General features: G+C 34.4%; 20 protein-coding genes. 15 read left to right on the forward strand and 5 right to left on the reverse strand.

Annotated elements, in window-relative coordinates:
- Positions 1-101 precede the first annotated feature (101 nt).
- From C7437_RS08495 to C7437_RS08545, 11 genes are all read left to right on the forward strand, one after another.
- Complete coding sequence (locus C7437_RS08495) at positions 102-1,208, forward strand: hypothetical protein (RefSeq protein WP_146249620.1); 1,107 nt, start codon at positions 102-104, stop codon at positions 1,206-1,208.
- Between the two features lie 312 nt (positions 1,209-1,520).
- Positions 1,521-2,255 carry a CRISPR-associated endoribonuclease Cas6 gene (gene cas6 / locus C7437_RS08500; RefSeq protein ID WP_111439247.1) on the forward strand — a complete coding sequence of 245 codons (735 nt, stop codon included), beginning with the start codon at positions 1,521-1,523 and terminating at the stop codon, positions 2,253-2,255.
- Positions 2,256-2,270: 15 nt separating this feature from the next.
- Positions 2,271-3,950: a type I-B CRISPR-associated protein Cas8b1/Cst1 gene (gene cas8a1 / locus C7437_RS08505; RefSeq protein WP_245909250.1), complete on the forward strand. Its 1,680-nt coding sequence runs from the start codon at positions 2,271-2,273 to the stop codon at positions 3,948-3,950.
- On the forward strand, positions 3,943-4,827 hold the full coding sequence (gene cas7i, locus C7437_RS08510; RefSeq protein ID WP_111439248.1) for a type I-B CRISPR-associated protein Cas7/Cst2/DevR: 885 nt from the start codon (positions 3,943-3,945) through the stop codon (positions 4,825-4,827). Before cas8a1 ends, cas7i begins: the two co-directional genes overlap by 8 nt.
- Before the next feature lie 12 nt (positions 4,828-4,839).
- On the forward strand, positions 4,840-5,574 hold the full coding sequence (gene cas5b / locus C7437_RS08515) for a type I-B CRISPR-associated protein Cas5b (RefSeq protein ID WP_111439249.1): 735 nt from the start codon (positions 4,840-4,842) through the stop codon (positions 5,572-5,574).
- Between the two features lie 12 nt (positions 5,575-5,586).
- Entirely contained in the window at positions 5,587-7,797 is a 2,211-nt protein-coding gene (gene cas3 / locus C7437_RS08520; protein ID WP_111439250.1) for a CRISPR-associated helicase Cas3', read from the forward strand.
- 65 nt (positions 7,798-7,862) lie between these two features.
- Complete coding sequence (gene cas1, locus C7437_RS08525; protein WP_245909251.1) at positions 7,863-8,339, forward strand: CRISPR-associated endonuclease Cas1; 477 nt, start codon at positions 7,863-7,865, stop codon at positions 8,337-8,339.
- Positions 8,340-8,523: 184 nt separating this feature from the next.
- Positions 8,524-8,787 carry a CRISPR-associated endonuclease Cas2 gene (cas2, locus tag C7437_RS08530; protein ID WP_111439251.1) on the forward strand — a complete coding sequence of 88 codons (264 nt, stop codon included), beginning with the start codon at positions 8,524-8,526 and terminating at the stop codon, positions 8,785-8,787.
- A 736-nt stretch (positions 8,788-9,523) separates the two neighbouring features.
- The gene (locus tag C7437_RS08535; RefSeq protein WP_111439252.1) at positions 9,524-10,537 is read left to right on the forward strand and encodes a methionine ABC transporter ATP-binding protein; all 1,014 of its coding nucleotides are present in this window, start codon (positions 9,524-9,526) and stop codon (positions 10,535-10,537) included.
- Complete coding sequence (locus C7437_RS08540; RefSeq protein ID WP_111439253.1) at positions 10,527-11,198, forward strand: methionine ABC transporter permease; 672 nt, start codon at positions 10,527-10,529, stop codon at positions 11,196-11,198. The genes C7437_RS08535 and C7437_RS08540 overlap by 11 nt, the downstream gene beginning before the upstream one ends.
- Positions 11,199-11,217: 19 nt before the next feature.
- The gene (locus C7437_RS08545) at positions 11,218-12,057 is read left to right on the forward strand and encodes a MetQ/NlpA family ABC transporter substrate-binding protein (RefSeq protein ID WP_111439254.1); all 840 of its coding nucleotides are present in this window, start codon (positions 11,218-11,220) and stop codon (positions 12,055-12,057) included.
- Positions 12,058-12,316: 259 nt separating this feature from the next.
- Here the strand turns inward: C7437_RS08545 and C7437_RS08555 are convergent, their stop codons facing one another.
- From C7437_RS08555 to thiD, 5 genes are all read right to left on the reverse strand, one after another.
- Complete coding sequence (locus C7437_RS08555) at positions 12,317-12,946, reverse strand: hypothetical protein (protein ID WP_111439256.1); 630 nt, start codon at positions 12,944-12,946, stop codon at positions 12,317-12,319.
- 296 nt (positions 12,947-13,242) lie between these two features.
- Positions 13,243-14,583, reverse strand: coding sequence for a YjiH family protein (locus C7437_RS08560; protein ID WP_111439257.1), 1,341 nt, complete (start codon positions 14,581-14,583; stop codon positions 13,243-13,245).
- A 106-nt stretch (positions 14,584-14,689) separates the two neighbouring features.
- A complete protein-coding gene (gene bshB2 / locus C7437_RS08565) occupies positions 14,690-15,376 on the reverse strand; it encodes a bacillithiol biosynthesis deacetylase BshB2 (RefSeq protein WP_111439258.1) in 687 nt (228 codons plus the stop codon).
- Positions 15,377-15,388: 12 nt separating this feature from the next.
- Positions 15,389-15,739 carry a YojF family protein gene (locus tag C7437_RS08570; protein ID WP_111439259.1) on the reverse strand — a complete coding sequence of 117 codons (351 nt, stop codon included), beginning with the start codon at positions 15,737-15,739 and terminating at the stop codon, positions 15,389-15,391.
- A 122-nt stretch (positions 15,740-15,861) separates the two neighbouring features.
- Positions 15,862-16,695 carry a bifunctional hydroxymethylpyrimidine kinase/phosphomethylpyrimidine kinase gene (gene thiD / locus C7437_RS08575; protein ID WP_111439260.1) on the reverse strand — a complete coding sequence of 278 codons (834 nt, stop codon included), beginning with the start codon at positions 16,693-16,695 and terminating at the stop codon, positions 15,862-15,864.
- A 198-nt stretch (positions 16,696-16,893) separates the two neighbouring features.
- Between thiD and C7437_RS08580 the strand changes: the two genes are divergently transcribed.
- From C7437_RS08580 to C7437_RS08600, 4 genes are all read left to right on the forward strand, one after another.
- Entirely contained in the window at positions 16,894-17,646 is a 753-nt protein-coding gene (locus C7437_RS08580) for a DUF4230 domain-containing protein (RefSeq protein ID WP_111439261.1), read from the forward strand.
- Positions 17,647-17,652: 6 nt separating this feature from the next.
- Positions 17,653-18,306, forward strand: coding sequence for a uracil-DNA glycosylase (locus C7437_RS08585; RefSeq protein WP_281269939.1), 654 nt, complete (start codon positions 17,653-17,655; stop codon positions 18,304-18,306).
- A gap of 213 nt (positions 18,307-18,519) precedes the next feature.
- The gene (locus tag C7437_RS08595) at positions 18,520-18,786 is read left to right on the forward strand and encodes a YwdI family protein (protein ID WP_111439263.1); all 267 of its coding nucleotides are present in this window, start codon (positions 18,520-18,522) and stop codon (positions 18,784-18,786) included.
- Between the two features lie 60 nt (positions 18,787-18,846).
- A complete protein-coding gene (locus C7437_RS08600) occupies positions 18,847-19,227 on the forward strand; it encodes a DUF423 domain-containing protein (protein WP_111439264.1) in 381 nt (126 codons plus the stop codon).
- Positions 19,228-19,261 lie beyond the last annotated feature (34 nt).

Consider the following 19,261-nt stretch of genomic DNA (forward strand, 5'->3'; position numbering starts at 1 on the left):
AACAATCGTGTGTATACGAGTTACTCTCCATTCTTTTTTTTAAAAAAACTAATAGAATTGAGAGTAAGACACACTAAATTTATTCATAGTGAGTGAAATTTTTGCATATATTCAATATGGATGAACATGTAGAAAGGATGGAGAAGCTGACCGGGACAATTACACACTATATGGGGAACTCATATACAGGAAATGGAGTAAAGAATTTTTATAATGAAATCATTCAGGAAGCTTACAAAGTCTACTTTTTTAAGGGGCCGCTTTCTTTAAAGGTTTCTACCATTTTGAAAGAAGTTGGATATGCAGCATCCCGTAGAGGAAAAAATACGGAATGGTTTTACAATCCACTTCACGAAGATATCCTGGAAGGAATTTATATTGTAGACAATCGGACTCTCTATTTACAATCCGATGATATAGATCCATCCTACTACGGAGCGGGCCATGAATGGGTTCTGTATTATGAAGCTTATGATGAAAGAAAGCTAAGAGATATTGGACCAATTATTCGCGATAAACAAATTGCGAATAATGTTTGGTTAACAAAAGGGCTACAAGCTCTATCTCGAGCAAAAACGATTCATGATGATTGGGAGCAGATTATTGCTCCATCAGTAAATTGGAATGGAATAGATGAATTGTTGGAACGGTTGATCAAAGAAGCTATCGGCAATATAAAGCTTCAAAAAAGACCTGAAATTACCCATCGTTTAATGGGTTCACTGACACCTCTTGGTGCGGAAGACACATTCAAGTCCATCAGTGCTCGTTTAAAAACGCGACTGTATATAAAGGGGTTACCTGGTAGTGGTAAGTCTACTTTTATGAAAAAGTTTGCAGATGAAGCAAAAAATCATGGTCTAGATGTGCGTTATATTTGGTGTGGTTTGGATGCGAACAGTGTGGATGGCATCATACTTTCAGAGTTACAGTTATGTGTGGTGGATGCAACAGCTCCTCATATACATGACCCGGAGCGAGAAGGCGATGAAATTTTGGATTTCTTCGCGCATATTGACCAATCCTTAGTAGATGATGAAGCTTTGTTACAAATTCGGGAAGTGTATGTGAATGAAATTGAAGTTGCACAGGATTATATTTCTACGTATGCCGAGGATTTGAGAATCATCAAAAAGTTATATGATTCTGCAATTGATGAGGACAAATGGCGTGCTCTGGAAAATAAAATGATTGCGACAGTAGAGTGAGAGCGGGATGATTCCTGCTCTTTTTTTTATTGTAAATTTTGTAATAGTTTATTCTTAAATGTAAAGATTATCAGAATATTATATACAACAAAGTATTTAATTTGGTAATATAAAAATGGTTAATTAGGTAATACTAATTAATTTTCATATTAAAAAATACATTAAATTACATTTATTTATTTAAAAATATTTTAAGAGTAGTTAATATAGCTTAATTTTTATACTAAATTAGATTTCAAGTTTTTTAAGAAAGTATATCTTGGCATATAAAATTTAAAACTATAATAAAGGAATTTAATTGGAGGCATAAAGATGAAGTTACAAGTAAGTTTTAATGCTCCTATCTTGCCGCGTAGATATCATTTCTTGTTTACAAGTCTTATTAAATCCGCTCTAGAAGTATCTGCACCCAAGTTGAAAAATGGTATGTATCAATACGGTGTAAAATCGAATAAAATTCCCAAACCATTTACGGGATCCGTTTATTTACAATCATATCGAATGGAAGAGGATGGCTTTCAAATTGATGGAGAGGTCAAGTTAATAATCTCATCTCCTTCCGCAGAGTTTCTTATCCATGTATATAACGGGTTCATACAAAAAACTAATTATAAATATAAGAAATACGAATTAGATGTAAATCATGTCAAAATATTAACGGAAAAATTACCAACAAAAGAAAAAATATTATTAAACACGCTTTCTCCGATTGCACTTAAGGATAAGAGTGGTCGTTTTCTTTCAGTTGAAGACCCAAATTATGAAAAAGAGCTAGTCTATATTTCAAACGAAGTAGTAAAGGCAGTTGAAGGTAGAGAGCTCAATAGACCATTGAAGTTTACTCCTATATCGATGCAAAAAACAATCGTTCAGTTACAACATGATTCATTTAGGAAATTGAACAATAAATCCATTTTATTTGTAGAAAGTTACAAAGGGTTATTTTTGTTAGAGGGACATAATGAAGATTTAACTATATTAACGCAAGCAGGACTTGGTCATAGAAGGGCTCAATTATTCGGAGCTGTGGAATTAGTAGATGAATAAGGGAAGTGAATCAATTTGACGATTAAAGTAACACTCAATGATTTTCTCTATAATGCTGGTGTACTAGGATTGCTAAGAATATTTCAGCACGCCAAAATTCCGTGTGAGGTGGAGGGACAATCCCTTTTATTTGAGGAAAGCAACTTGGAGGACATAGGAGAACACTATTTTAATTTTCTTATTGATCGTTATGGATGTGAGACAAGCTATGAAAAGATGATTTCAAGTGAAGAGTTTATAAAATCTTGTTTAGCTGAACAAATAGAAGAAAAGCATTTAGAAGATTTTAATACGTTAATTGAAAATGTAAAGAAATGGCTTACTTCTAACAGCTATAAAAATACATACGGGTTTTTAACCGAAGTATATTTCCCCTTTGTAGAAATCGCACAATCACTAAAGAAAATTACTAAAAAGAAAAGTGAATCCATAGGAGATATTAAGCCACTAGTTCAAGAAGAGGCAGGTAAATTATTGGACTGCATAAGCCACTTAAAACATTCGCAAGCAAAGCACTATTTAGTTGCACGCAGTCTAAGTTATCAAATTATACAAGGTTTTTGGACAAACGTTTCTTTTCTAAATAGTACTGCTAGTAAAAAAGATCTTTATGGGGAATACGCTAATTATTTCACAAATGCTGCATTGACTTATATTGAAACTAAGAAAGACGAAAGAAAATACGAAAAAAATAAATTGCACTGTGCATTATGTGAAAATACAATGGGGAAATTGTCTGAGACTTTTGATTTAACTTGGCTACAAAAAATGGGGGTGGATTCAGCAAGAAAATCCTCACATTATTGGAACCATCAAAAAGACTTGTTTATTTGTCCGATATGTAACTTAATCTATAGTTGTGTACCACTTGGGTTTACGATTGCCAAAGGAAAAGGAATATTTCTTAATAATAATCAGTCAGTAAAACAGTTAATTTCAGCAAATTCTATTTCTCTAAGGAATGGAGAGAAGGAAATTACTCCAGATGAGTTAGAGGAAATGGCTTATTACCGTATTTTAGATGTTATGATTCAAAATGCCGTTGGAAAAAAAGAATTAGAAATTGATAATATTCAAATTGTGAAGTTTGATAAATATAATGAGTCACGACCATACACGTTTAATATTTTATCTCGCGAACGAGCAAAGACAATGATTGATTCGAAAAGTAGTTTGAATTATTTAGTTGGTAAGTTTGCAAAAGAAAATAAAGAATATGTTGGGCTTTATCAAGAAGTCATAAAAAGACTATACAATGGTCAATCCTTTTATGACTTACTCTATCGATTGATGAAATTATTTATAGAAGGCGAATTTAAAAATGGCATCGCTATTAAACATATATTACGCATCTCGAATAACCAATTCAAAGGAGGTATTCACTTTATGACATTTGAAGAATTAGAAAAGGTAAGAAACATTGGGTTCTATTTGAAAAAACAATATTACGGTCAAGAAAATAAACTAGGTGGTATTTCCTATAGGTTATTAAATGCTCTAAAAGTAAAAAATCCAAACAAATTTATGGAGACACTTATTCAGGCGTATAGCTATAAAAAAGTAGCGATTCCAATTGTTTTCGTACAAGCGCTTAGTGATCAAGAAAAATTTCAAACAATTGGTTATGCTTTCTTATTAGGTTTACAAGGATATGATGGCCAGGAGAAAAAAGAGGTGAAAATGGTACATGCGTAAAAAAGGATTAACACTAAGTATGATTTTCGAAGCAGAAAGTGCAAATTATGGAGAAGGTGTAGGAAACGTTACGTCACTGAAAAAAATTTCAAGAGGCGATCATGAGATGTACTCATATATTTCAAGACAAGCTTTACGCTTCAATATTGTAGATCAAATGGGGGTGGCTAACACTCCTCTAGGATTAGATAAAAAAGTACTCCAGTTCCACCCAGACGCAACTATTGCAGACTACCCTGAGATTGATTTATTTGGATATATGAAAACATCTAAATCCACAAAAACAAGAGCGGCGGTAGTACGCCTTTCCAATGCGATAGCGCTAGAAAGTTATAATACAGATTTAGAATTTTTAACAAATAAAGGATTGTTTGATCGTTACAAAAGAACAGAAGGAAAAGAAGGCGAAGAGCTTAAAGGTGGTAATATTGCTCAAAGTGAAATCCATAAATCTTTCTATGCTTACACAGTAACAATAGACTTGGATAAAGTTGGTATTGATGAGAGTGATGATGTAGAAATTCCTTTGGAAGAGCGTGCAAAAAGAGTAACTGAATTATTAAATACACTCAAATTCCTCTACCGAGATATTAAAGGTCGACGTGAAAATCTTTCTCCAATAGTTGCTGTTGGAGGGGTCTACGATATTAAAAATCCATTCTTTGAAAATCGCTTAAAGATAAAAAGTAATAAACTTGTAGTTAATACCATTCAATCCATTTTGAATTTAGATGACACTATTAAAAAACACACCAATGTAGGCCTAGTAAAAGGGTTACTTGAAAATGATGAAGAAATTGAAAGTGACTTGAATGCTATACCAATGGCGGAATTATTTAAAAAACTAGAAATAGAAGTTGCAGCATATTACAAATAAGCAGGTGAGTACATGAAGGGTGTTCGAATAGAAGCCTATCAAAACTTAGTTAATTATCGTAAACCGACTAGTTTTCAGTTGAAAGAGTCATATCCACTACCACCTTATTCTACAGTTATTGGAATGATACACGCGGCTTGTGGATTCACAAATTATGTACCGATGAAAGTAAGTATTCAAGGTCGCTATCATTCTAAAGTAAATGATTTATGGACACGCTATGAATTTGCAGGGAATTCCTATGAAGAAGGGCGGCACCAGCTAAAGGCAGAAGATTACACTGGGAAAAGTTATGGTATTACACGAGGGGTTGCTACTACTGAATTATTAGTAGATATAGAGCTAATCATACATGTGGTCCCAGAAGACGAATCATATCTGCCTATCATTATAAAGTCTCTGCAATCACCATTAGAATATCTTTCATTGGGTAGAAGAGAAGACTTATTGCAGATTAATACGGTTAAAGTTGTTTGTTTTACTCTAAATGAGATAGATGAAGATGAGATTGTAAAATATGATATTTTTGTTCCGAAGGCTTTGGTAGAGAAAGACTCTTATGAATCCATAGGTACATCCTACTTGTTGAATAAAATATACCATTTAATGGATATATATAAAGGGAAAACTATTAGGCAATGGGAAAAAGTAAATGTATTTCACGTCCCAGCATCAAATACAAATAAGTTATATGCATGGCAAGAGCAAGAGTTTGATGAAGATGGTTTTATTGCATTTTTAGTGTAAAGGAATGAAATGATGTTTGATGAATTACTTGCTAAATCAGAAAGTAAAGGAAATCAAGCGGAAATGATCTGGGGGCATACAAATCAGTTATTAATAAGGTATAACTCTATGAAAAATCTATATCCTAATATCCTACATGCAGTCGATTGGGATTTACTTCAACTAGCTTGTTATTATCATGATGTTGGTAAAGCTAATACGAAATTCCAAAATAAGTTAAGAAAAAAAGAAGAGCGAATTAAAGACGTGTATTCAGATGTAAAAGAAATTCCACATGGTTATCTCAGTTGTGCATTTGTTCCTATAAAGGAATTGTTACAAAAGCATTCGGAGTCAGAAGTAAAGTTATTATTAAAAGCAATTTATTATCATCATGAACGTGATAAAGAAGTGACTGAAGATAGTAAGTTGATTGTAAAAAATGATCTTATTTCATACACATCAATGTTAGTGAAACAAGGGTTTGAAAATGTTGAAGTACCGAAGTTTCATTATGGGAAGTTTGTAAAGAAAGAAAGTATGAACGAAGAAGAACTTTATAATTTCGTCAAAATAAAAGGTCTACTTAATAAGCTAGACTTTGCAGCAAGTGCACATATCGATGCAGAGATAGCACCGGATAATTTGGTTGAAAAATTAGATTTATATTTAAAAAAGTATGGTAGAAATGAATTGCAAGAGTATTTATATGAAAGACAGCATCAAAGTCATGTAATTATAGGATCTACAGGAATTGGGAAGACAGAGGCAGCCCTTTATTGGATTGGTGATTCAAAAGGTATTTTTACATTACCTTTAAAAGTTTCTATTAATGCTATTTATGATCGTTTAATAAGTAAAATTGGTTACAAAACAGTAGGGTTATTGCATAGTGATACTGTATCTGAATATGTGAAACGTAGGGAAGATAACGAATTTGATCTTACTTTAGTGCACCAAACGAAACAATTTTCTAACCCATTAACAATTTGCACACTGGATCAAATTGTAGATTTTGTTGGGTTATATCCTGGTTTTGAAATGAAACTGGCAGTACTTTCATATAGCAAACTTGTAATCGATGAAATACAAATGTATAGTCCAAAGCTTGCGGCATTTATTGTTTTAGGTTTAAAGCATATTACTTCAGTTGGCGGAAAGTTTTTAATTATGACTGCGACTTTTCCGCCGTTAATAGGGGAAGCGTTACAAAAACTTGGTATTCATCGTGAACCGCCTAAAATGTTTTTGAAGCTAGATGAAAATAATCAGCCGATTATTCGCCATTTTATGGAGATTCGAGAAAAAGATTTAGATATAGAAGATGTACTTCAAGAAGGTGTCGAACGAAAAGTACTCATCATTGTGAATACGGTTAAAAAAGCACAAGAATTATATAGTCAGTGCAAGCTGTTTGGTATTCGTGCGGAGGTTTTGCATAGTCGTTTTATAAATGAGGATAGGGCAAGAAAAGAAGCAAGAATTATAGAAATGGGTAAATTAACTTGTGAGAAAAAAGGAATATGGATTACAACACAAGTAGTAGAAGCCAGTGTAGACATAGATTTTGATGTTCTTTTCACCGAGCTTTCCGAAGCTGCGGGATTATTTCAACGAATGGGAAGAGTTTTTAGAAATCGTATTTATAAATTGAACAAGCCAAACGTATTTGTGTATACAGGAGAGCCTTTGCCGTCAGGTATTTCTGCAACAAGTAAAAAATCAGTTGTAGATTATACAATTTATAAAAAATCGAAGGAGGTACTTTTAAAATACAATAATGGATTTGTATCGGAAAAAGAGAAAATAGACATTGTAGATGCTATCTATTCCAGGGAAGCACTTGAGGGAAGTGAATATTTAAAGGAATTCGATGAAATAGTTCAGCAGTATTTAAATACATTGGCGTATGAAACGAAAGATAAACCAAAACTTCGAGATATACAAAATGAGAATATTATTCCTGAAAGTGTATACAGGCAGTACGAGAATGAAATCCAACAAATAGAAATAGATTTAAAAGATAAAAAGGTGTCATGGAGCCAAAAAATTGAACTTTTAACTCAGTTGAAGGAATATGTAGTTAATATTCCAACATGGGCTTATAGAAGTGCGAAAGAAAAGGGCTTAATTAATATGAAGATTGAAGTGGATCAATACAATAATTATCCTGTTGTTCAGTTTAAGTATACAAGTGAACAGGGGCTTATGTATGAAATTGATAGTGATGCAGGATTCATGTAAAGGAGTGGTTTGATTGCAACAAATCGATGAAATGAGAGCAACTTGTATTAAGTGCAATGCATCATATGTTGAGAAATTTAAGAAGACATAAAGAAAATACGGAAGATGTAATAAATGAAATGATTAAAATGAAAAAGATGGTTCCTACAGCAGATAGTATTCAAATGCTAATGGGGATTGAAGGGAAAGCAAGAGCATATTATTACCAAGGGTTTAATGGAATAATAAAAAATGAGGATTTTTTATTTAAGAAACGTGAAAAAAGACCACCTTCAGATCCAATAAATGCGCTGATTTCATTTGGAAACAGTTTAATGTATACGGCAGTTTTATCTGAAATATATAAAACTCAACTTAGTCCGACAATTAGTTTTTTACATGAACCTGCATCGAGAAGGTTTTCTTTATCGTTAGATATTGCCGAGATATTTAAGCCTTTAATAATGGATAATTTAATATTTTCACTAATAAATAATCGGACGATTAGAATACACCACTTTGAATTTATAGAAACTAACATATGCATGATGAATGATGAATGATGAATGAAGAAGGAAGAAAAATTTTTATTAAAGAATTTGAACAAAGAGTGAGTACCACTGTTCAACATAGAAAATTGAACCGAAAAACGTCTTATAGATTCCTTGTAAGGCTGGAGTGTTACAAATTGATAAAGCATTTTATAGAAGATGAAGATTACAAAGCACTCAAGGCGTGGTGGTAGCCATGTTTGTGATTATTTCATATGATGTAGATGTAAAGAGAGTAGCGAAAGTACACAAAGTGCTTAAAAAGTATTTAACGTGGACACAAAATTCCGTCTTTGAGGGAGAAATAACGGAAGGGAAATTGAAACAATGCCTTGCAGAAATTTCTAGAAAAACCGGTGAACACTATGATTCTATTTATATTTATCGCGTGGAAAATCCAAAGCATATTAAAAAAGTTGTCTTTGGAGTTGAAAAGGATTTCGAAAGCATGTTTTTGTAATTTTGCAGTAAAGCTTATTGCAGGCGAATTGATTAGAAGTGTTGATATTAAAGGTTTTAAAGGCAATTTTCATTAAATTATTTAAAACAACTGCTACCTCACTGCATTTTTTGAGTGATTATAATTATTTTATTTTCTCTAAGCCTTGGTATATCTAGCTTTTCGAATGCTCTAAAACCAGGGTTTTCTATCAACTAAGTGGAATGTAAATGGCGTCGAAAGTGACGTTTTAGATGAAGGACATATCGTTTTCTATCAACTAAGTGGAATGTAAATAATAATGTCAAACGCTTTAATAGATCGTCCTCGTCGTTTTCTATCAACTAAGTGGAATGTAAATCGAGTACTGCTGCCTTCTTACTGGTTGCGGAATATGTTTTTTATCAACTAAGTGGAATGTAAATTTTGACAACCACCCTATAGTAGGGTAGCCATTAGAGTGCGTGGATTGAAATAGCCCCCTCTTCGTCCTCAATATAGAAGATCAAACGACTTGTAACGAGTCGTTTTTTGTTATCAATCCATTGACAGATGAATATATCAAATGTAATATATATTCATACAATTGAATAATTATTTATATCAAGAGTGACTGTGGGAGAGACCGAGTGAAGTCTAGCAACTCCTCCAGAATGGATATTTAAAAAAAGATAAATAGACATATAATGGACGGTACCTCTTTCAGTTTGAAAGAGGTTTTTTTATATGGAATGAATTTAAGGTAGAGGTGATGACAATGCTACATATTCAAAATGTTACGAAAGTGTATCAAACCAAAAAGAAAAAAGTAGTCGGTGTCGATCATGTTTCGTTAACGATTGAAAAAGGAGAAGTCTTTGGAATCGTAGGTTATTCAGGAGCAGGTAAGAGCTCCTTACTTAGATGTATCAATTTATTAGAACGTCCAACGAGCGGAAATATTTTAGTGGATGGCACAGACTTAACAAAGCTTAAAGGGGAAAACCTTCGAAGAGCTAGATTGAAAATTGGGATGATTTTTCAACATTTTTATTTAATTAGTCAAAAAACAGTTGGAGAAAATATAGAGTTTGCTTTAAAAGCTGCGGAAATGCCCTCAAATAGAATTCAAGCACGGGTGAAGGAATTGCTTGCGATGGTTGGCTTGGAAGAAAAAATAGATGTATATCCTGCTCAACTAAGTGGTGGTCAAAAGCAAAGAGTCGGTATTGCTCGTGCATTAGCGAATAATCCATCAATCCTTCTTTGTGATGAAGCAACTTCTGCACTTGATCCAAAAACAACTTTGTCTATTTTACATTTGTTAAAAAAGATAAATCGAGAGCTCGATATTACGATTGTATTGATTACACATGAGATGAATGTAGTAAAAGAGATTTGTGATCGTATGTGCGTAATGCAAGATGGAAAAGTAATAGAAGAAGGTTCTGTGTATGATATTTTTGCAAATCCGCAAGAGCTTTTGACGAATGAATTTATTAGCAGTGTTGTATCTTTTAATATTCCAGAGGTGGTTTTGAAAGAAGTAAAAGGTCAGGTTGTCAAAATACTTTTCAAAGGAAAAGTAGCAGGGCAAGGTATAATTTCTGATACAATCCAACAGTTTAATGTGCAGGGTAATTTTCTCCATGGCACGATAGAGTATATACAAGAACAAGCATTAGGTATTTTTATCATGGAACTAATAGGTCAAACAGAAGATATACATAAAGCAATTGCTTATATAGAAACTCGCGGTGCTCATGTGGAGGTGTTACACAATGCTATTTGATTTCGCTCATTTTGTCAGCATGTTACCTGATATATGGAAAGCATTTGGAGAAACAGTACTAATGATTGGGATCGCTTTGACGGTTTCTATTGTGATTGGATTACCATTAGGTATTATTTTGTTTGTAACAGATAAAGGGTTGTTTTGGGAAAATCGGTTTGTAAAAGGAATTTTAAGTTTCATTGTAAATATGATTCGTTCTATTCCATTTATTATTTTGCTAGTGGTATTATTCCCACTTACTAATTTAATTGTTAAAACAACGATTGGACCGGTAGCGGCTAGTGTTTCTTTATCTATAGCGGCTATCCCATTTTTTGCGCGATTAGTAGAAAATGCCTTGCGAGAAATTGATAAAGGGGTCATTGAAGCATCAATTGCAGTCGGTGCAAAACCTTGGATGATTATCAAAGATGTGTTATTACCAGAAGCAAAGTCAAGTGTAATACAAGCTGTTACGCTGACTATTATTAGTTTAGTCGCTTATTCCGCAATGGCAGGTACCATAGGTGGTGGAGGTATTGGTGATTTAGCAATCCGATTTGGTTATTACCGTTATGACAATACGATTATGATTGCAACGGTTGTCATTTTAATAGTAATAGTTCAAGTAATCCAGCAAGTTGGAGACTTGATCGCAAAAGCAATCGATAAACGATAAGACAAGAGGAGAGAAAAAGATGAAGAAATTTTTAGCATTATTTTTAGTAGGATTCATAGCACTTGTACTAGTTGCATGTGGCGGAGAAGAAACAACTTCAACTACAGATGAAAGTGAAACAGAAGTAACATCTATTAAAGTAGGCGCAACAGCAGGTCCATATAGCGATATGTTAAACAAAGCAATCATTCCTGCATTAGAGGAAAAAGGCTATGAAGTAGAGTTAGTAGAATTCAGTGATTATATTCAACCAAACAAAGCATTAGACACTGGAGATATTGACGCAAACTTGTTCCAACATACAGTTTACTTGGAGAACTTTGAAAAAGAGAACGATATGGCACTAGAAGACTTAATCATCGTTCCAACAGCACCAATGGGATTCTTCTCAGAAAAATATACATCAGTGGATGAAATTGAAGATGGTGCAAAAATCGCTATTCCAAATGATCCGTCTAACGCAGCACGTACATTATTAACTCTTCAAGAACAAGGACTAATCGAAATTGATCCGAACATTGAAGAACTTAAAGCATCTGAAAAAGATGTAACAGTAAACAATAAAAATTTAGTATTCCAACCACTTGAAGCAGCAGCACTTCCACGTGCAATTGAAAGTGTTGATATTGCAGCAGTTCCAGGTAATTTTGCATTAGCAGCAGGCTTAGATTTAATGGATGCAGTTTTCTTAGAAAATATGCCTGACCAATTCCGTAACGTAGTTGCAGTAAAAGAAGAAAATAAAGATTCTCAATTAGCTAAAGACCTTATCGAAATCGTAGAATCTGAAGAATTCGAAGTAATCATCGATGCAGAATTCCAAGGTTTTGGTAAACCAGAATGGATGCAAAATCGTTAATACTGAATAAAGATAAAAAGGCTGGCCAAAAAGTCGATGCAAATCGATTTTTGAGGACAGCTTTTTTTATTTTAGTGGTTGAATTAGCATTATCACCGGTATTTATTGGGGATATATGGCTAAGAGAGACAATAAGCTCCACGAACGCGACAATCTCAACCCTGAAAGTTACAACCCTCAATGCAAACACGACAATCACACCCTCCAACACGACAAAAAACAAACGGCCAAAATGACATCTTCGGCCGCTTATTCATTATCAACTATTCTTCATATTCTTAAAACTATAAAGCAATGTAAACTTTTGAATCCCACGTGCAGATGCAATGCTCAAATTCGCTTCCTGATGAAAACTCTTTGTATTCCCTTGCTCTTTAGCAATAATCGCTTCAATCGCATGTTGCATCCATCCAGTAGGAAGATTTTCTTTTAATACGCTAGCTTCTTCTATATTTCCTTTTAGAGCTTCTACGTAAGCTAAATAGTAAGTACGGAGGGGTTCTTTACTAATTTGTTGAGCTAGATGATCAGTTTTAGCAAGGTCATCTTCAAACAGTGCTAAATTTGTTTTGTAAACTTCCTGCATATACGGTTGCTTATATTTATCTAAGACAGCCTGGATTGCTTGAACAATCAAATCATGATTACCAGTTTTGATAGCTAATGGATACGCAAAAAGTACTTTTCTTTTATTCTCCTCCAAATACCGTTCGATTTTCTTTAGATTATTCGATTTATACAGAGTATATAGTTGGGGAACAACTACAAAGAGTAATAATAAAATAACTACACATAGATAAATAATCCAAATAGAAAACTCGAACATAAGCATTATAAAAGTGAGTATTATTCCAAACAAAATAATGAATGTATAACGAACTGTTTTCATTACAAACTCCTTTTTTATGTTAATTATACCAAATCCCCAGTTTATTGGAAGCTCTGTACTTCAGGAAAGGACATCATTTAATGATGATAATGAAGGGGACTCAATAGTTACCAGAGTAAAATGTTTTGGGAATATATGGCTAAGCGAGACAATAGGCTCTGCGAACGCGACAATCCAAACCTTGAAAGTTACAACCCTCACTTCCAACGTAACAATCCCACGCCCCAACGCGACATAACACACACAAAAAGCAGCGAACCCCTCATAAAAGGAGTTCACTGCTTTTAAATTGTTGATTAGAACAACAAATGTGCTACCAATGCGATTATTGGGAACGAAATAAGAGTACGCAATAAGAAAATAATGATTAAATCTTTCATGTTAACCGGTATTTTCGAACCTAGTAACAAACCACCAACCTCAGACATATAGATCAACTGAGTCACAGACATAGTAGCGATGAAGAAACGAGTCATTTCCGATTCAATAGATGCACCTAAAATAGAAGGTAAGAACATATCCGCAAATCCAACGACTATTGTTTGTGCAGCAGCTGCTGCTTCAGGAATGCCGAATAACATTAATAGTGGTTCAAATGGTTTTCCTAAAATCATAAATACAGAAGTATATTCGGCAAGTACTAATGCAATCGTACCGAATGCTAAAACAACTGGTGCTACACCAATATACATATCGATTACATTTTTCAAACCATCCGAAACAACTTTCCAAAGTGAACGATTTCGATTCGCAGTATTCAATGCATTTTCAAGACCATGTGTAATTGCGTTATAGTTTTTAGGAAACTTCTCTGCTTCTAAATTTAATGGACGACCATCGATATGCACATCTTCTTTGCTTGCAAGAGGGTAAATGCGAGGCATGATGAATGCCAGAACAATTCCACAAAGTAAAACAGTTAAGTAGTAAGGGACAAAATAATTCCCTAAACCAACTTCTTCAATAACAACAATACAAAAAGTAATCGAAACTACGGAAAAAGTAGAACCAATAATAGCAGCTTCTTTTTTCGTATAATAACCTTCTTCATACTGTTTGCTCGTTAATAAAACACCAATTGTTCCATCACCAACCCACGAAGTCAGTGCATCAACTGCAGAACGTCCAGGAAGTTTGAAAAGAGGACGCATGATTTTCACCATCATCGTTCCAAAAAATTCTAGTAATCCAAAATTCAATAATAATGGCAGTAATAGCCCTGCAAATAAGAAAATCGTAAATAGGAAAGATACTAATCCATCAGGACTTAATAACATTCCACCAGTATTTTCGTTCCAAATAGCTTCAGGACCAAGTTGGAAAATAATTAGTACAGAAAAAATAGCACCAACAACACGAGTTACTGTCCAAAAAGGCGTAACTTTAAAAAGATTATGAACAAATGTATTTTTCTCTGGAATGAATAAAAACACAATAGATCCAATAGCTGCAATCAACAAAGTTACTAATGCAATCCAATGAACAATTGGCTCTAATACGCCGGATAATATACTTGCAAAATATGCGATCGGGATTTGAAAACCACCGTCAATTGGTAAAGGAGTCATAAATAGAACAACACCTGCTATAGAAGGTAGCAGGAATAAAAGCCATGTAGATAAGGAAAACTTTTTCAATGCTAAAGCCTACTTTCTAGATTTGAATAATTATGCGTAAATATAAAATGCTAATACATAATAATTCAAATATATTAGAAAGTCTATAGTATACTGTGATGTTCTATTATTCGAAATCTTTGTTGAAATCGTATGTGTAGAAACGCTCGAAGTGTAACCAGTTTTCATCTTCAGGTTCTCCATCTGCTAAACGTTTTTCCATTTCTTCTAGCATCCAAGATGTTTGAGAGATATGAGCTCGGAGTGAACCCATTTTTTCTTCTTTGGAACCTTCTATATTATGTACAACATCAGGTTCTCCTAAAAATTCTATTGAATTATTCGCGAATGCTAGTGCATAAATAGTCGGACGATTTTCTACAGACATACGGCGAACAGCACGAATCACAGCGCGAGCGGTTGCATCGTGGTCTGGATGAACTGCGTAGTTTGGATAGAATGTGATAATTAGGGATGGATTTGTATCTTTTATTAGATTTTCCATCATTTCAATCATTTTTTCATCGTCTTCAAACTCAATGGTTTTATCACGAAGACCCATCATGCGAAGATCTGTTACACCCATCGCTTTTACAGAAGCTAGTAATTCTTCTTTTCGAACATGTGGAAGTGTTTCACGAGTGGCAAATGGTGGATTCCCTAAGTTTCTTCCCATTTCACCAAGCGTTAAGCATGCATATGTAACTGGTACTCCTTGTTTTATATAAGTAGCAATTGTTCCAGAAACACCAAAAGCCTCATCATCTGGGTGAGGGAATACAACTAATACATGTCTTTCCATTGGTAAAGTCATTGTTTTTCCTCCTTAATAGGTAAAAGGTGTTTTGCTAATTTGTAGTGCTACGGCAAGTTTGCCGCTGTAGTCATGTCCAGCCATTATTAAACGACCATGTTCGTCTAACTCAAAATGTGTGATTCCTTGTGCATAAACCCAACCGTGTGGAAGTTTTAGTCCAATTCGATGTGGTGCTTCACCAGCTACTTTGCCAAGTTCATAACGAAGCATTACATTGCGGATGAAAGCTCCTGCATTGAATACTTTTTCGTCAAAATGAGATGCATACGAACCGTTTGTAGTTTCTAAATGTATATAAATATCTTCGTTTGCAAATTCATTCAAATGCTTTTGTAATTGCTCTACATTTACAAGTTCCATTTGTTTTCCCCCTAACAGTCTATCTTTTATAAGTATAAAGAAAAAAAGTTCATCATGCGAATGTTTGAGACTAAATAAAAAAACCTCGCAATGCCATTATGACTTTGCGAGTAGGGGAGTACTTAAACAGTTGTAGTAGTAACTTCTGGAGCACCGAATTTACCTTTAGCACCATGAAGAACTGGTCCAACATATTGGTTTAGTTTCCAGCCATGTGCGATTGCAGCAGAAACGAATTCTTTTGCTTCGAATACTGCATCAGCTACTGTAAATCCGTTTGCTAAGTTTGCAGTTACTGCAGCAGCAAATGTACAGCCAGCACCATGGTTGTATGTTGTATCTGTTTTTACTGTTTCAAGTAATGTATGTGTTTGACCATCGTAGAATAGATCAACTGCTTTTTCGTGAGTTAATTGTTTTCCACCCTTAATAACGACATTTTTCGCGCCTAGTGCATAAATTTTTTCTGCAGCAGCTTTCATGTCCTCAATTGTTTTCAAAGCACCTAGGCCAGAAAGTTGTCCAGCTTCGAAAAGATTTGGTGTTACAACTAATGCACGTGGAAGTAAGAATTCAATCATAGCATCAACAGTACCAGGGTTTAATACTTCATCTTCGCCTTTACAAACCATAACAGGGTCAATGACAACATTTTTTACGCCTGATTGTTCAATAATATCGCCAGCAGTTTCAATAATTTCTTCTGTGCTTAACATACCAGTTTTAATCGAGTCGATTCCAGTCGATAAAGCTGTTTTCGCTTGTCGTTTAATCTCGTCTACTGGAAGGGAAAATACGCCATGGCTCCAACCATTATCAGGATCCATTGTAGCGATTACAGTAAGGATGTTCATGCCGTATGTTCCGTGTTCTTGGAAAGTTTTTAAATCAGCTTGAATACCAGCTCCTCCTGAAGTATCAGAGCCAGCAATTGTAAGTGTTTTTTTGATAGTCATTTTGCGTTTTCTCCTTTTTAATGCATCATATAATATATTTCATTGTATCAGATAGGTGTGAAAATTCAATAAAGGAAGACTTAAGGTTGTAGAGGTTTTTTAGGAGAATTTAAGCAAAAAGCTTAATGGAATTGTTGTTAATAGCGAAACTTTTCTTTACAGTATAATGTAATAGAATGTGAGGAAAAGAGGGGTAATATGCGACAGGATGACAAAATTCGCGAAATGGAAAAGCTTTTAGAAGAATTGAAAACACAAAAAGATCAGTCAGCGGCAACGATTGCAGAATATCCTTCTAAGAAGCAAATTAGTTTCTGGAAGATTCCATTAACTTTATTTAAAATTGGGCGTAAATCATATTTGTTAATTGGACTAGTTATTATTCTATTAATAGCTTCAGTGCCATTCGCAGCTTTTTGGGCAATAAATGGAAGTACTTTTACGGAGAGCAAAGGATCATTTGTAGAGCGAGTACAAGCTTTGAATGAACTTTCGACTGCACAAATCTATACAAAAGTAATTATTGAAAGACAAGATAATGCAGTGTTCGGACAAGAAATCGGTATCGATTTACCAGGAACAAAAAGAAAATTACTAGTAGTTGTACCTGGTTCTGTTACAGCTGGAGTAGACTTTTCACAAATAACAGATGCTGATATACAAGTAGATGAGGAAAATAAGACAGCCACGCTAACCTTGCCAAAGCCTGTGTTTTTAGGTGGGCCTGAGATTTTTTTTGATCAAGTAGAAGTGTATTCTTATGAAGGCTTATTCCGTGAACAAGCCGATATTAAGGAAGGGTATGAGATTGCTGAAACTGCAAAAGAAATGATGATCGAAGAAACGACTGGACAAGGTATTTTGGAATTGGCTGAAGAGAATGCAGCAAAATCTGTGTCAGAAATGTTTCAATTAGTAGATTATGATGTAGAAGTAGAATTTAAGGAGTGACATCTATTGCCCAATTGGAAAGACGTTTTAGCGGATGAAATGGAAAAGTCCTATTTCAAAGAACTCCAAAGTTTTTTAGATAAAGAATACAAAGAGCAGATAATTTATCCAGTGCGAAGTGATATTGGAAGTGCTTTTCGAGTAACACCTTTTAATGAAGTGAGGGTAGTTATTTTGGGTCAAGATCCTTATCACGGAGTGGGACAAGCGCATGGGATGAGTTTTTCGGTGAAGCTTGGGGTGAAGATACCTCCAAGTTTACGTAATATGTATAAAGAACTTGCAGAAGATCTAGGATGTTCCATTCCTACTAGTGGATATTTAGAAAGTTGGGCACAGCAAGGTGTTTTATTGTTAAATACAGTTTTGACTGTTCGTGCAGGACAAGCAAATTCACATAAAGGAATGGGCTGGGAAACATTTACGGATGCGGTGATTCAAAAGTTATCAGAACGTGAAAAACCAGTCATTTTCGTATTATGGGGCAAGCCAGCACAAAGTAAAAAGGCGTTAATAGATGGAAGGAAACATGCAATTATAGAAGCTCCACATCCAAGTCCATTAAGTGCATATAGAGGATTTTTCGGAAGCAAACCCTATTCGAACATAAATGCAAAACTACTGGAACAGGGAGAACAGCCAATCGATTTTTGCCTCTAACTATGCTAATATATTGAATAGAAAGTGGGGAAGTGAAATGGCTATAAATTGTTTTAAGTGCCTACACTTTTTTACTACATGGGATGCAAGACATCCACGTGGCTGTAAAGCTTATGGATTTAAAACAAAGGAGATTCCATCAGCTTTAGTGAAGCGTAGTTCGGGCATGGAATGTTTGAAGTTTGTATCAAAGCAAGTGGAGGGACCAAACAAATGATTTCTACTGATCAAATTTTACAGCAAATAGAAAAACAACTGGGACAAGCTAAAGTGTCTGATCATGAACCAACAAAAAGAGAAGTTTTAGCTGCAATCCGAGCGCTTTGTGATGTAGCGTTGAATTCTACACAAAGTTCGTCTACACATGTATTTTCACCACAGAATAATCCTGTAACACAAATGATACCATCACCATCTGCAGTTGCTTCAACTCCGTTAAAAGAACAAGGTGCAAATGGGGAATCATTATTTGATTTTTAACTTCATTGAGTAAATATTTTTTTGCTCACAATCGTCACAATCAGAAAGTAGGAGAATCTATTGAAATTCTTTATAATCGCGGGTGCTATTAATGGTTTTCTTGCTGTAGCTCTTGGTGCATTTGGTGCGCATTTGTTAGAGGGAAGAATTGCGGACAAATATTTATCTACATGGGGTACAGCTGTTCAATATCAAATGTTCCATGCACTAGCATTAGTGGCGATCGGTATTTTAATGAGCAGTAAAGTTCTTGGACATGTATCGCAATTGAACATAGCGGGTTATTTAATATTAGCTGGGATTGTTATTTTTTCTGGAAGTTTATATGTACTAAGCTTAACTGGAATTAGTATTTTAGGTGCCATTACACCAATTGGTGGCGTAGCATTTTTAGCTGGATGGATTATGCTAATTGTAGCAGCAGTTAAATATGCAAATTAGATAGTAAAAAAGGACCAATTTCTTCAAGGAACTG

The organism is Psychrobacillus insolitus, assembly GCF_003254155.1.
Taxonomy (GTDB): Bacteria; Bacillota; Bacilli; order Bacillales_A; family Planococcaceae; genus Psychrobacillus; species Psychrobacillus insolitus.